Genomic DNA, 13,919 nt, shown 5'->3' on the forward strand with positions numbered 1-13,919 from the left:
AGCCGCCCGTGGCCTCTAGCAGGATGCGCCCTCAAGTCGGCTCCCACAGGGCTGCCACAGGGCTGCCACAGAGATCGTGCAGGCTTCACTGCTCAGCCTTCGAAGTTGATCACCATGCGGCCCTTGATCTTCCCTTCCAGCATCTCTTCGAAAATGTCGTTGATGTCTTCGACCGGACGCAGCGTCACCTTCGGCACCACCTTGCCTTGCGCGGCGAACTCGAAGGCTTCGATCAGGTCTTGCCGAGTACCGACCAATGACCCCACCACTTCGATGCCATCGAGCACCAGGCGCGGGATGTCCAGGCTCATGGCTTCAGACGGCAAGCCTACGGCAACCAGCCGCCCACCTGCTCGCAGCGCATCGACCGCCGAGTTGAAGGCGCTTTTCGATACTGCCGTCACCACGGCGGCGTGTGCGCCACCGGTCTTTTCCTGAACGACCTTCGCCACATCCTCGCTGCGAGGATTGAGCACCAGGTCGGCGCCCATCTCACGGGCAAACGCCAGCTGTTCATCATTGACATCAATCGCAATGACCCGGGCATTGAAGACGTTTTTCGCGTATTGCAGGGCGAGGTTGCCGAGGCCGCCAAGGCCATAGATGGCGATCCATTGCCCCGGGCGGATATTGGACGATTTCACGGCCTTGTAAGTGGTCACCCCGGCGCAGGTGATGCTGCTGGCCGCTGCCGAATCGAGGCCGTCCGGCACTTTTACCGCATAATCCGCCACCACGATGCAGGCCTCGGCCATGCCGCCGTCCACGGTATAACCGGAGTTCTTCACTTCGCGGCACAGCGTCTCATTGCCGCTGTTGCAGTATTCGCAGTGCCCGCAGCCCTGGTAGAACCAGGCCACACTGGCCCGGTCGCCCGGCTTGAGCGAAGTCACACCTGGTCCGACCTCGACCACCACGCCAATGCCTTCATGGCCCAGGACCACGCCGGTCTTGTCACCGAAATCGCCGTTTTTCACATGCAAGTCCGTGTGGCATACGCCGCAGCACTGCATTTTCAGTAACGCTTCACCGTGCGCCAGCGGCCGCAGTGTCTTTTCCACCACCTCGACGCGACGCCCTTTGGCAACAACTGCAGCTTTCATGAATGCCTCCTTGTTTACCTGAGTGAGCTTGAGTTGAAGGGTTCAGCATAGAGGCGATTTGGGCGAAGGGATTGCTTCAGGTCAAAAAGCGGCCGCTCAGTCCAGGCTCAACCACGGCTTGAGTTCGGCCAGATTGGCCAGCACCAGTTGCTGGGCCTCGGGCCTGGCGTCATGAACACTGGGACTTACGTGGAAGCGGCGGACGACATACTTGGCCAACGCCAATGAACTCGGCACCACGAGACGCCCCTCGAGCATGCCGTAGTCGACTTCGATAATGGCCCGTTGCGCGGGCGTCAGGCGCTCGTCCGGTTTGAAGATCACATCGATCTGCGAATTCCATTCCGTATCGTGTTCCATGCCATTCTCGGTGACTTCATCGCGCAGCAGCGGTACACCGCGGAAACGACTGAGTACGAAATCGCGGTACTTGCGGTTCTTCTCGCAGTACGCCCGCACATGCCAACGCATCCCGGTGTAGACCAGGGTATGCGGTGCGATGGTACGCCCCTCCAGTTCCGGGCTATTGAAGGACACATAGTCGATATCCAGGCGCCGTTTCTCCCGGCAGGCCTTGAGCAACGGTCGCAGCACTTCGGGCTGCACCGACCGGTCAGGAACCTTGAGCACTTCAGTGTGCCCATAGGCCAAGGCCAGGCCTTCGATATGCGGCGCACGCGCGTTGTTCTGGTTGAGCAGATCCAGGTAGGCACTGGCGCTGTCATCGATGAACAGCGGCTTGAACGCTTCGGTAGGCACGTAGCCTTTTATCTGCTTGTCGTAGACCAGGTTCTCCGACGCGTAGTCGGTGATGTAGGTATTGATGTCCTTGGAAGCCTGCTGCCGGCTGATACCGAAGCTCTGCATCAAGTGGTTGGTCGTCAGTCGCCCCTCCCACCAGACCACCGTTTCGATCAGCTGGTAGCGCAAGGCCAGGTCCCAGCGGGTTTGCTGCATGTGTTGGGCGCGTTTCATCCAGGATCCTGTAAGGAGCAGCCATATCTGCTCAGTCAAATGACGTGTCGTCAAATCCTACGTGTCTGCCAAGGCGCAAAGCAAGTTGCAGCTCACCTGTAAAATAAATAGACACATCCATGCACCACGCGCCAGGCAGAGGGGCAAAGGCCCTCCAGCATGCCCAAGCCACGGTATTCGGCCACTACGCCGCGCCCTGCGATATCAAAACGCCTTCTCCCTCTGGCAAACGGCTCGCCACGAACCCTGCTCAACCTGTACCAATCATTTACCTGTACAAGTCACCACTATAGACATGTCGCCTCACTAGACATATCTTTCTGGTTGCCGGCAATAAGCCACTACTCAGGAAGCCTCACCATGGAAGCACTCGAAATCACTTTGCTGGGCGTCACCGGCACCTGCCTGCTGGTGCAAGGCCTGCAACACGCCCGGATGGGAGATATCTGGAATTTGCTGAAAAGTGATCGTGAGCTGGAGCGCACCGCGCGGATCCACCAACAGGAAAACAGCGAGCTGCGCTCCGAGCTTCGCGCCCAACGGGAGCATGTGAGCCAACTGCAACGTCAGGTCCAGCTGCTGCTGGGGCTGGTCCCGGAAGCCTGAGCACGATCATGGCCAGTAGCCATTGTTTTGACCGCCCAGTAGACTGGCGTAGCTGCCCTACTACTGCCACGGAGTCATTTTGCATGGACCGCAACACGCTCGTTCAACAGGTTCAGCTGAGCATTCTCGAACGCTATGACGTATTGCTCGATTGCAGCAAAATCGATGACAGCACCCTGAGCAAGCTCAGCAAAAGACTGCCAAAGGCAAATGGGCAGCACACCACCTTCGCAAGCTGGTGCGATCACGTACTGGGGGACATTCGCCCTCGCCCTGCTGTGGCACGGTTCGCACCCCCGGTACCGGGGCAGACCCAGATTGCAAAGCTGCGCCTGGGCTTGCGCGAAAGGCTCTCGCGCCGTGAAAAAGACCTCACGACGCAAGTCAGGCAACTGCAGAAACAGGTCGATGCCTTGCATGAGGAACGCTCAGCCGCGCGCATCACCGCCACGCCAACAGTCGACTTTGAACGGGAACGCTGGGTTCAAGACTGGCAGTATTTCTATGCCATGCCGCGCGGCAGACTGCTGCGCCTACTGGATGAAGTGCAAGACATCGAGGGGCCCCACAGGGAGTATCAAGGGGAGCCTAACAGCACCTATCGCCGCGATATCGCGGCAATGGTGCAAGACCTGTTGGCCCAGCTCGTACAAATGGGATTTGGCGTCGACGTGACATTGGTAACGCATGAAAAACTCGGAACCCCATCACAGACGATTCCTTATTTCCAGACTAGCGACTTGCAGGATTACTCAACCACGCGACTGAGTTTCAACGTTGAGAAAATGCCGACGGATATCTTGCACAACCCGCCGTCACCCATCAGTGGCAAGTCGACCTGCCATGTTGCGCTTTACTGCCGCTACCCCGAAGTTGCAACGGACGAGGACATCGAACACCTGGGCGCATTCCTGCACAGGCTGTTCGCGGCGCTCGCCAAGTCGGCCAACTACGTTCCACGGGGTGGGCTGCGGGAAAACCTGATGCTTGGCCTGATGCTTTCCTTCAGCGCCCCGGGTATCGACCCGCGCGGGTCGAGCTATGGCTCCGGACTCTGCGCCGAAGCAACATGGGAAGGATCGCAACGGCAGGGTGAGCGGCCAAGCGTCGAGGTCAGCCCGGGTGAAGTCTTCCGGTTGTTCACTAAAGCGTTGACGCATTCGTCGTGACGCTGTGTTTATCTAAACTGGAACTCAGCAAGAGAAGCCTCTCATGCCCTACCCCATCGAACAGAAACTCGTCGTCGGCGTCGCCTCCAGCGCCCTGTTCGACCTGACCGACTCCGACGCCATCTACCAGTCCGAAGGCGTCGATGCCTATCGACTGCACCAGCAAGAGCACCTCGACGTCCCCTTCCCCAAGGGCGTCGCTTTTCCGTTCATCCGCCGCTTTCTGAGCATCAACAAGGCCTTCCCCGAGCAATTGCCGGTGGAAGTGGTACTGCTCTCGCGCAATTCCCCGGAAACCGGGCTGCGGGTGTTTCGCTCGATCGACCACTACGGCCTGGACATTACCCGTGCGGCGTTCATGTCCGGCCGTTCGCCCTACGAATACATTCCCGCCTTCAATGCATCACTGTTTCTAAGTGCCCATGAAGGCGACGTGCAACGCGCCATCGATGCCAATTACCCGGCCGGCCTGGTACTGCCGACACGTATCTACGATGACGAGATCGATACGGAGTTGCGCGTGGCCTTCGACTTCGATGGCGTGATTGCCGATGACGAAGCGGAAAGCGTGTACAAGCAGCGCCTCGACCTGACCGAATTCCAGGCCCATGAACAGGCACGCAAGACCATTCCACACCAGCCAGGGCCACTGGCGGACCTTTACCGCAAGCTCTCGCTGATCCGCCAGCTCGAAGACCGCAAGCTGGCGCAGGACCCGACTTACAAACGCATTCTGCGCATCGCCATCGTCACGGCGCGCAATGCACCCTCCCATGAGCGGGTGGTAACGACGCTCAAGAATTGGGGCGTTTCGCCGGATGAATCGTTCTTTCTGGGCGGCATGGAAAAAGACCGGGTGCTGTCGATTCTCAAGCCGCACATGTTCTTCGATGACCAGCGCAGCCACTTGATGTCCGCCGCAGGGGATTTGCCGATGGTGCACGTGCCATTTGGGGTGGCGAACAAGGCGCTTGGGAACCCGGATGTGCAAGCTGAATACGCGGAACAAGCGGCGACAGGTGATAAAGCGGGCGATGTTGCGCCAGCACACACAGTAGTCACTCAAGGCGTAAGCAGTTCTTGATCAACTAAAAGAGTTCGGTGTCGCAAGTTGAATAGACAGTTGATATCAAAAAGCCATAAATTCATGATCTGGATCCAATACAGCACCTAGGTCTCGCCGAAATGTGCCGTCGACATACTCAATCCGCCCAATAGTGCCCTACTCGCTGAAACCTCATTTCAACTTCAGGCACACCTATCAGGCCGTCAGCCTTCAAGAGAACGCCCTTCCATGACCAATGTACTGACCCAAGGCCTCGAACAACGTCAGCAAAAAATCAATGTCGCCAAGGATTTCCTCAGCCGCACCCAGAGCCTGTTCGAAGAGTTCGGTAGCGAGAAGCTGCGGACCTCGCATGCCCGTTTTGCCGAGTTGCTCGATGCACTGAATGCCGATGCCATTCGCCTGGTCGTGCTCGGCGAGTTTTCACGTGGCAAGTCGAGCCTTGTGAACGCACTGCTGGGTATCGAGCTGCTGCCGACCGCCCTGCAAGCCACCACCGCCATCAACACCTTCATCCGCATGCTGCCTGCCGATCGCAGCGAGCGCTTCATTCGTATCCACTTCCAGGATGGAAGACCGGTGCAGGAAGTGCCCTGGAGCGATGATCTGGCACTCGAGCGCTGGGGTACCGAACTGGATGAAAGCCACGCCGATGTTCGGCAGACGCTCGACTACATCGAAGCGTTCATGGACCACCCCTTGCTCGAAAAGGGCTTGGTACTGGTGGATACACCCGGCCTGGAAACGGTCATCAAGCATCACGAAGCCATTACCCGCAAAGCCATTGCCGAAGCCCACATTGCCTTGTGGGTGCAAAACACCACGCAGCTCGGTGGTGCCGCAACGGAATGGGCGTTCCTGACCGATACCTTGCGCAACAACTTCCGTAAATTCGTCACGGTCATCGGCTGGTGGGACAAGGTGCTGGCACCCGACGATTCGCGTGAGCGCCGCGTGCCCGTAGACCAGCGCATTCAGGAAAAGCTTGATGTCGTGCGGCAGAATTTCCGCCGGCACCTGAAGGACGACGAAGAGTTCAAGCTGTTGACCGACCGCAACCACCTGATCCCGGTCAGCGCCCATTGGGCCATGGACAGCGATCCGGATAAACGCTCGCAGTCGGGTATCGAAGCACTGTCTGTGCGTATCGCTGAAATGTTCACCAGCGGTGAAGCGCTGGAGCAGATCTACAGCAAGCCGATGCAACAGATGTCGCACATCCAGCTGCAACTGGCGGAGACACTGCAAGACGAGTTGCAACAATTGGAGTCGGACAAGTCCCTTCAAGAGCGGGCCCGCGAAGTGGCCCAGTTCGACCTGGAAACCCAACTGCTGAAGCAAGAATCTGAAGCTGTTGCACGGGACTCGCGTGAAGAGCACGAACGTGCGGCGCGAGCGCTGGTGGAAAAGATCCAGCGCGAACTGATCAGTCCGCTGGCCGAGCTCAAAGCCGATATCGAGAACCAGGTTGATGCAGTGTACGTAGAGCGGCAGATCAAGAAGCGGGTCACGACCGTGACCCTGCCGGAGGATCTGCACGAGCAGTTCCAGGCCATCTCGGCACAGGTCGGCGATGTCTGGAATCAGCAGAAGCAGGAGCTGACCAAGGCGCTTGACGGGTTGAGTGTCAACTACAGCAAACAGATGGAAAAGCATGCGGGCCGACTCCGCTCGGAGATGGGCAAGATGGATGTTCACGTGCCATCGCTCGATACCCAGTTCAACCTCGACTTCAGTGCGATCGAGCAGCACCACCAGCAAGCCATGGCCCTGGAGCAGGAAATTGCCTCTCGTCATGAGCAGATCGACAGCATTGAAGGCGACATGTCGAAATACGCGGCCAACAGTGGCCAACTGGATCTGGCACGTCAGGCCCTGGCGCGTGCCGAACGCATGCACGACAACCTGGGCGGACAGCCAAGCCCTAAGATGTCTTCACGCCGTGAACGGGTGAAAAAAGGCGGCATGTACAGCGACGATACTTATGGTGATGTGCAGTACATGGACCACAGCAACGTGGAGGCCTGGAAGGAGGAGCGGGACAAACTGACGGCGACGCTGGCGGACAAAGAGCAACGTCTTGAGCAGATAGTCGCCGAGGAAGAGCGCAAGACAGGCATGCGCATGTCGCTGGAAAAGGCCCAGAAGAAGTACGAGCGCGAAGTGGCTACATTCGAGAAGAAGAAAGCGCAGTTCGAACAACAATCCCAAGCCGCCGAAGGCCAACTGATCAGGGACACCACTGCGCGACTGATCAAGAACACCGCTGGCCAGCTGGAGCAGCGCATTCGCCATCTGGAAAATCATGTGAAGGAGGCTGTCCATAAAGTCTTCGCTGACCAGATGCAGGCCCTGCAGGACTGCGTGGAGGAGCAATTCCTCGAACCGCTGAACGCCAAGCTGGAGAAGCGTCGGGAAATCCATTCGCTACTCGAACAGGGCAAGCTGGATGTCGCCCAGCGCAAGGCTCGCCTGGAGCAGGCCAGCAAGGAAGTCGACGACCTGATGACCCTCACCCAGAACGCTCTGAAAGCCTGAAGGAACGACCATGTCCGAGCCCACTGCATTTTTCAGCGAACTGCTGTCCAGCCTGCCAAGCGACTGGCAAGCGCCGGTCGAAGCCCTCGCCGCCGACGTCCTGCACGCCAATACCCCCTTGCGCCTGGTACTGCTGGGCGGCTTTTCGGTCGGTAAAAGCAGCCTGTTGAACATGCTGCTGCAGGCGCCACTGCTGCAGACCGCACTCGAAGAGACCACCGCCCTGCCCACATTCATCGAGTATGCTGCCGAGCGGAGCATGTCCTTGATCGGTCCGGACGGCAGCCAGTTGCCACTGGATGACGCGCAATTTGCACACGTCACCACCCATGCGCCCGAAGGCGCCGTCTGTGCCGTGCTGAATCTGCCTCAGCCCTGGCTCAAGGGTGTGTCGATCATCGACCTGCCGGGCTTGGGCAGTACCTCTGCGCACCATCGTGAGTACACCTTGACCCAGGTTCGTCACGCCGATGCGGTGCTCTATCTGCTGAGCCCTCGTGGCCCCTCTGCCGCCGACATGGAAACGCTGCAGATCATTCAGCAGGCCGGCAAACGGGTAAAAGTGCTGGTCACCCACTGGGATGAAGTCGAAGCGGCCATTGCGCGGGGCGAGAAAGCCCCGTCGCTCGAACAGTGGGCCCAGCAGATCGAACGCGCTGCCGGCCTGCGGGTGCGCTTGGCCACCAGCCACCACGACGGCCTTGGGCGCGAGGATATTCTCGACTTCGTCGAGCGCGCTCGGGACGATCTGCAGAGCATCCGCCTGCGCCGTTTCCAGGCAGAGCTGCGACCGGTACTGGAAAACGCACTCGGGCATAACGCCGAACAGCAGCGCGCCTGCGAAGTCGAGTCGGAACAGCAGGCCCAGGCCCTGCACCAGGAGCTGATCGAGCGAAAACAGCGCCTGGCCGATTTCAAGTCCAACCTCTACGGCGAACAGCAAGCCGATCGTTCTCGCCTCAGCCAGCAAGCTGGCGCCAGCGTGCGCCAGCAACGCCAGCAGCTGGTTCAGCAACTCGACGAGCAGGCTGCGAACTTGTCTGACGAAACCGAATGGGCGCATTTCGGTCAGGTCGGTGGCCAACAACTGGATGCTGCCATCCGCACTATCGCCAGCCAGTTCTGCGAGCTTTCACAGCACTATGGCGCCCTTGAGCTGCCAGCGGCAGATATCGTGGAACTCAACCTGCGCCTGCCCGTTCCCGAACCGGTTGCAGCAGAAGACTTCATCGATATCGGTCGCCTGACCCAGTTGCAGCAGGCGTTGACCGAACAACAGGACACCGAGCAGGCCATCTGCCAGAAGCAGGTTTCGCTGCAGGTCCACGACATGGATGAGCACGCACAGACCCTGCACGCGCTGACGCTGCAACAGCAAGCCCTGGCCTCCCAACCACTGCCGATGACCGTACAGCAGACAGGCAATGGCAATGGCGCCTTCATTGGACGACTGGTGGGCGAAGTAGCAGACATCGGACTGATGTTCGTCAACCCGACCATTGTGGGGGCCAAGGTGGCGGCGCTGGTCGGCAAGGGCGCCAAGGTGGCCAAGGCCGTCAGCACCACGGTCAGGGTTGTCAAAGGTGTCCAGCAAGGCAAGACCTCGGTCAGAGGCGTTCCGCAACCGATCATGGAAAAGCTCGGCGGCCTGGAAATGCTCTCGCTCGGCTATTGGGGCGAGCGCATGGGCCAAGCGCTGAGTGGCCAGATGGAAATCGAGGTAGTGGATCCGCAGGCGATGGCCGAGCGCGAAGCGGCCCTCGCCGAACTGGAGCTGCAACGTCAGGCGCTGCGCCGGGCCTTGTCCCGCAACGAAGACATCGCCAATGAGCGGCAACTGACGGGGTGGGCACTGGAGCACAGCCAGAAAGAGCAGGCGCGCCTGCTGGGCGAGCTTGAACAACTCAAGCAGCACGCCGAACAGAAGCATCGCGAAGCCCTGCAACAACAGCAGCAAAATCGCCTCAATCAGTTGCAGCGCAGCAGTGAAAAAGCCCGGACCCAGTGGCTACAGAGCTTCGACCGCCAAGCCTCGGCCATGGACGAACTGTTGCACAACCGGGTGCGAAGCTACTGGGAGGACCGCGTCGAAGCGCTGCTCAACGAACGGCTGCAGGACATTGACCTGCTTGCCGAACAGGCCCAGGCCAGCGCTCAGGACAAGCAGGCGACGCTGGTGATTCTGGCTGAACAGGCACAGGCACTGCAGCGCACCCTGGATACGCTGCACTGAACAGGCCCGCCCGCTTCCTCTGCCAGGGGAAGCGGGCGCTTTGCGAATTCGTCCGAGTAGAACATTGCATGACGTCCGAAAACTCATCAGCCAGGCAGGCGCCAGGCGTCGCACCCTCCGAGCAACTGGAGCACTTTCTCGGCTCATCCACGCAGTCAGCGGTCGTGTTCCGCTACCTCGATATGCTGGCCGAACGTACACAGGCCCTCGAACAGCGCATTGGGCTGCACGAGGTGCAGCAACTGCGGCGGGAAAACAAGCAGCTGCGCGAACAGGTAAAACAAGGCACTTGCGTAAGCATCGACTTGCTGACCGTCTATCTGCCGATCATCTATCACAACTTCTGGAATACCGTGCGTCCCGACGAGTTGGCCATGCTGGCTGGCAGCAGCCAGATTCCGCAAATTCCTTCACCCTACAATGAACCGGATGCGTTGCTGGTGACGTCCATGAAGCAGCGCTTCCTGCAATTGTCCGAGGAAGCCCGCGGCAGCGTCATTGCGTTCTGTCACCGACTGCCCTACCCCCTCACCGTTCGCCGCTCGATGCAGTCGGTGCTGAAGGCCTCGGCATGATCGAAGAACCACAGCACACCGCGCCCGCGCTGGACACCACCGTTCGCACCACCCTGCTGACGCTGCTGGCGAGCGATGAACAGGTGCAGCAGGCAGTCCGCCAACTTTGCACGCCATCCGCCACGACAGCCCTCGCAGCTGCCGAGCCCCAGGCGTTCGGCCCTGAGCGTGAGCTGCTTGACTGGATCACCCAGGACGCGGTCCTGAAGCACGCCTGGTTCAGCGCAGAGGAGCCGGAGGAGCGCCAGTTGGTGCGGCTGATCGCCATCGCCTCGCAATGGGATCGGCTATTGCTGCTCTGGGACTGCCTGGCCACACGCTGCAAGGACGAGCAGCGCGACGCTTCGACCACCGAGCAGAACATCCTGATGCGCTGCCTGGCGCTGCACAACCTCATCTGGCAGGAGCACCAGGCCAGCCTGCACAGCGTCGCGGCTGGCACGCCCTTCGACCCGCTGTGCCACCAGCGTGGAACGCTGCATGGCGACACCGTGAGCGCGCAATGGCTACCCGGCTTGCGCAATGCCGCCGGACAACTGCAGCGCAAGCCACTGGTTCGCACCTAGAAGCACGCTCGAATTCTGCCGATCAAGGACACCTTCCCATGGACACCCCGGAAAAAAACATCCCCGACTTCCTGTACAAGCGTTTCATCTCAACGCTTACCAAAATCATCGCTGAAACCTTGGACAAGCAACCGTACTGGTGGGTGCAGGTCAACGGCGCCAAAGAGAAGTCCATGATCTTTGACAGCCACACCCGGCTGCTATGGGATACCTGCGCGGATATGGGCAAAACATTCGAGGTCGACGAAGGCGCAAAAGCAGCTGCCGCGTCACGGGACGGCAAACTGTCGAACTGGCGCTTGCCCACCAAGCTCGAACTCACCGCGTTCGCCAAAACGACCGCCAACCCATTGCGCAAGGGCATCAAGAATCGTCTGAAGGACAAGTACGACTGGTTGTCTGCCGACGGCAATGTCGACCTCGACACACTCGGGTTGGTCAACTACCGCCCGGGCGCGCTGATGCCCTGCAATGAGGCGCTGGTAGCCAAGAGCAACGTCGAAATCGTGGCCGAGGCGCTACGCCGAGGCTGGCAATTGCGCGACTGCACTGCCCAGGAAAGGCCGCTGGATCTGAACATGCTGCAGGACGAGCCTGACCTGATGGCCGCGTACCTGGATGTCGACTACATCTCCGCCCGCCTGCCCAAGCTGGACACCCTCCAGTTCACCGATCCGAACAAGGGCCTGTGGGAATTCTGGGGCATGGACGAAGCGCTGCTGGCCCGGCAAGGTGTCCGTGCCCGCAACCCTGCGCTGGATGTGCGCGATAGCAACGTCGCCATCGACTTCGGCACCAACAGCACCGTGGTGGCCTACGACGACAACGACCAGCACAAGCTGTTGCGGGTCGGACTGAGTGACTATTGGCAGCAGGAGCGCGCGGAGCACTACGAGAACCCGACGCTGCTGGAGTTCATCCATTTCCCCGACCTGCTCGAAGCCTGGCACAAAGATACCTTCCGCCCCGGCGTCAGCTGGGACCAGGTCCGCTATTCCCATGCCGCTCAGCAGTCGCTGCGCGACAACAACAGCGACCCTCGCGTGGTCGCCAGCATCCTGGCCAAGATCAAGCAATGGGCCTTGCGCGAGAGCACCTCGCCACGCGTTCGCCTGAGCGATCGGCAAGAACCTCAGGGCATGGAGCACGAACTCGCCGCCCTGACCTTGCGCAATCCGGTACGCGGCCAGGCCATGCAGGTAAGCCCGCAAGACCCGTTTGACCCGATCGAGCTGTATGCCTGGTTCCTGGGCCTGCATATCAACTGGCGCGGTCGCGGTCTGTTCCTGCGCTACTACATGACATTCCCGGTCGCCTACCCGCGCGAGGTCAAGGACAAGATCCTCGCCTCGTTCCGCCGCGGCCTGATGCGCAGCCTGCCGGCAACGCTGGTGGGTGAGCGCGCTTTCGCCCAGTTCGCTGTAGAGGAACGGGCCTCGGAACCTGCCGCGTACGCAGCCGGCGTCATGCCGTGCCTTGGCATCAAGCCTGATATCGAGGGCTTTGCCTACGCCGTGTTCGACTTTGGCGGCGGCACCACCGATTTCGATTTTGGCTACTACCGCCTGCCCACCCCCGAGGAAGAAGACGAAGGCAAGGAAGAGGTGTTCGAGCACTTCGGCGCGGCCGGTGACAAGTTCCTCGGGGGTGAAAACCTGCTGGAAAACCTGGCGTACCGGGTTTTCCGTCACAACCTGGATGTTTGCCGCGACAAGAAGATTGCCTTCACCCGGCCACTGGATGCCGAGGAATTCGCCGGCAGCGAGATGTTCCTGCAACAGACCCAGGCGGCGTCCACCAATACCGCCATGCTCATGAGCCGGTTGCGCCCACTCTGGGAAAAAGGCGCATTGGAGAACACTTCGGGCATCGAAACCCTGGACCTGCTGGATCGCAGCGGACAGAAGGTGTCCTGCCAACTGGCCATTCTCCCCGACGCGCTCAACGCCTACCTGGAGCAGCGCGTCGAGCAAGGCGTGTGCAATTTCCTGGCGGCACTGGAAAAAGCGTTTGCCAAGCACAAGCCCGATCAGGTCCAGGTGCTGTTGGCCGGCAATGCCAGTCGATCACAGCGCGTGCTGGACCTGTTCAGAGCCCTTGAAACCCAGCGTCACACCGAGCCCCCCAGCAGCGAATCCCAGGTACGGGTGTACCGCTACGCCAATCAGTTGTTCAGCGAGCAGAGCCTGTCGCTGGTGATCCATGAACCGCTCACCGCCAGTGAACAGGACCCGTTCACGCCCACTGCCAAGACGGGCGTTGCATTAGGCTTGTTGCGCCTGTGTCCGGGCAGCCCCGTCAAGGTGATCAATCGCACCCAGGACCAATCCGGCAACGAAGCGCCCTTTGCCCACTACGTGGGCCGTGTCCGCCAGGGCACGTTCCTGCCGATCGTGGCCCAGGGCAGTGACTATGAGCAGTGGCACGAACTCGGCGCGCCGAGTGAGGGTGTGTTCAACCTCTATCACTCCCAGTCGCCGCAGGCGCACACCGGCATGTTGAAACAGGGTGAACCCGGCTTGTTCAAGAAGCGCCTCGACCTGTTCGGCCATTTTCACGGCCAGCGGGTGTTCGCGCGCATCGTCGGACCTTCCACGATCGAGATCTGCACAGCGGCATCGCATCAGGCCCTTGAGCAGGATGAGCTGGAAAACAACCGAGTACTGGACCTTGATGACTGAGCCCCCCATGACGCAACGCCATACCTCCGCTAAAGCACGATCGAAAGCCGTAAAGTCGCGGAACGGGTCATCGTCGGCGGCCACGGCGGCCGAATTGCAGGCCCGGGCGGCACTGGAAGAGGCACGACACAAGCAGCTCTGCCAGTTGCTTGAACACACCGTGCAACGCCATTGCGATGACTTCCTGCGGCAACTGGCGACAACGGCTGTACAGGTGAAGACGATGGCCGAGATCGCGGCGATGCAAGCGCAGTTGCTTCAACAGATGCCCACGCCGCCAAAAGACGCCAAGGCCAAGAAGCCAAGCGAAAGCCCCGTGGGGAGTGGCAATCAGGTGGTGAGTACTTATCTGAAGTCCCTCTTCACTCAATGACGAACACCATCGAACCTTTCGCCTTGCCCGCGCA

11 protein-coding genes are annotated in these 13,919 nt (G+C 60.1%); 9 read left to right on the forward strand and 2 right to left on the reverse strand.

The features are described from left to right. Positions 1–92: 92 nt before the first annotated feature. Together adhP and PMI38_RS03130 are read right to left on the reverse strand one after the other, a co-directional pair. Positions 93–1,103: an alcohol dehydrogenase AdhP gene (gene adhP, locus PMI38_RS03125; protein ID WP_008090554.1), complete on the reverse strand. Its 1,011-nt coding sequence runs from the start codon at positions 1,101–1,103 to the stop codon at positions 93–95. Positions 1,104–1,199: 96 nt separating this feature from the next. After that, positions 1,200–2,078, reverse strand: a complete 879-nt coding sequence (locus PMI38_RS03130) for a helix-turn-helix transcriptional regulator (protein ID WP_008090557.1) — start codon at positions 2,076–2,078, stop codon at positions 1,200–1,202. 360 nt (positions 2,079–2,438) lie between these two features. On the opposite strand from PMI38_RS03130, the gene PMI38_RS03135 reads away from it, so the two are divergent. The 9 genes from PMI38_RS03135 to PMI38_RS03175 all read left to right on the forward strand — a co-directional run bounded on the left by PMI38_RS03135 (position 2,439) and on the right by PMI38_RS03175 (position 13,885). Then, positions 2,439–2,684, forward strand: a complete 246-nt coding sequence (locus PMI38_RS03135; RefSeq protein WP_008090559.1) for a hypothetical protein — start codon at positions 2,439–2,441, stop codon at positions 2,682–2,684. 83 nt (positions 2,685–2,767) lie between these two features. After that, the gene (locus PMI38_RS03140; RefSeq protein WP_008090561.1) at positions 2,768–3,853 is read left to right on the forward strand and encodes a hypothetical protein; all 1,086 of its coding nucleotides are present in this window, start codon (positions 2,768–2,770) and stop codon (positions 3,851–3,853) included. Positions 3,854–3,896: 43 nt separating this feature from the next. After that, positions 3,897–4,937, forward strand: a complete 1,041-nt coding sequence (locus PMI38_RS03145) for a 5'-nucleotidase (protein ID WP_008090563.1) — start codon at positions 3,897–3,899, stop codon at positions 4,935–4,937. Between the two features lie 210 nt (positions 4,938–5,147). Further along, positions 5,148–7,457 (forward strand): dynamin family protein, encoded by a 2,310-nt coding sequence (locus PMI38_RS03150; protein ID WP_008090565.1) that lies wholly within the window; start codon positions 5,148–5,150, stop codon positions 7,455–7,457. Positions 7,458–7,467: 10 nt separating this feature from the next. After that, on the forward strand, positions 7,468–9,690 hold the full coding sequence (locus PMI38_RS03155; RefSeq protein ID WP_008090567.1) for a dynamin family protein: 2,223 nt from the start codon (positions 7,468–7,470) through the stop codon (positions 9,688–9,690). 68 nt (positions 9,691–9,758) lie between these two features. Then, entirely contained in the window at positions 9,759–10,265 is a 507-nt protein-coding gene (locus PMI38_RS03160; protein ID WP_008090569.1) for a hypothetical protein, read from the forward strand. Next, positions 10,262–10,831, forward strand: coding sequence for a hypothetical protein (locus tag PMI38_RS26130; RefSeq protein WP_008090570.1), 570 nt, complete (start codon positions 10,262–10,264; stop codon positions 10,829–10,831). Before PMI38_RS03160 ends, PMI38_RS26130 begins: the two co-directional genes overlap by 4 nt. Before the next feature lie 38 nt (positions 10,832–10,869). After that, positions 10,870–13,512, forward strand: coding sequence for a hypothetical protein (locus tag PMI38_RS03170; RefSeq protein WP_008090573.1), 2,643 nt, complete (start codon positions 10,870–10,872; stop codon positions 13,510–13,512). Positions 13,513–13,519: 7 nt separating this feature from the next. After that, positions 13,520–13,885, forward strand: a complete 366-nt coding sequence (locus PMI38_RS03175; protein WP_008090575.1) for a hypothetical protein — start codon at positions 13,520–13,522, stop codon at positions 13,883–13,885. Positions 13,886–13,919 lie beyond the last annotated feature (34 nt).

Origin of the sequence: Pseudomonas sp. GM84, assembly GCF_000282535.1 — a bacterium.
Classification (GTDB): Bacteria; Pseudomonadota; Gammaproteobacteria; order Pseudomonadales; family Pseudomonadaceae; genus Aquipseudomonas.

Coding starts and splice junctions, on each gene's coding strand:
- adhP (WP_008090554.1), bottom strand. CDS start 1,103: ATGAAAGCTGCAGTTGTTGCCAAAGGGCGTCGCGTCGAGGTGGTGGAA.
- PMI38_RS03130 (WP_008090557.1), bottom strand. CDS start 2,078: ATGAAACGCGCCCAACACATGCAGCAAACCCGCTGGGACCTGGCCTTG.
- PMI38_RS03135 (WP_008090559.1), top strand. CDS start 2,439: ATGGAAGCACTCGAAATCACTTTGCTGGGCGTCACCGGCACCTGCCTG.
- PMI38_RS03140 (WP_008090561.1), top strand. CDS start 2,768: ATGGACCGCAACACGCTCGTTCAACAGGTTCAGCTGAGCATTCTCGAA.
- PMI38_RS03145 (WP_008090563.1), top strand. CDS start 3,897: ATGCCCTACCCCATCGAACAGAAACTCGTCGTCGGCGTCGCCTCCAGC.
- PMI38_RS03150 (WP_008090565.1), top strand. CDS start 5,148: ATGACCAATGTACTGACCCAAGGCCTCGAACAACGTCAGCAAAAAATC.
- PMI38_RS03155 (WP_008090567.1), top strand. CDS start 7,468: ATGTCCGAGCCCACTGCATTTTTCAGCGAACTGCTGTCCAGCCTGCCA.
- PMI38_RS03160 (WP_008090569.1), top strand. CDS start 9,759: ATGACGTCCGAAAACTCATCAGCCAGGCAGGCGCCAGGCGTCGCACCC.
- PMI38_RS26130 (WP_008090570.1), top strand. CDS start 10,262: ATGATCGAAGAACCACAGCACACCGCGCCCGCGCTGGACACCACCGTT.
- PMI38_RS03170 (WP_008090573.1), top strand. CDS start 10,870: ATGGACACCCCGGAAAAAAACATCCCCGACTTCCTGTACAAGCGTTTC.
- PMI38_RS03175 (WP_008090575.1), top strand. CDS start 13,520: ATGACGCAACGCCATACCTCCGCTAAAGCACGATCGAAAGCCGTAAAG.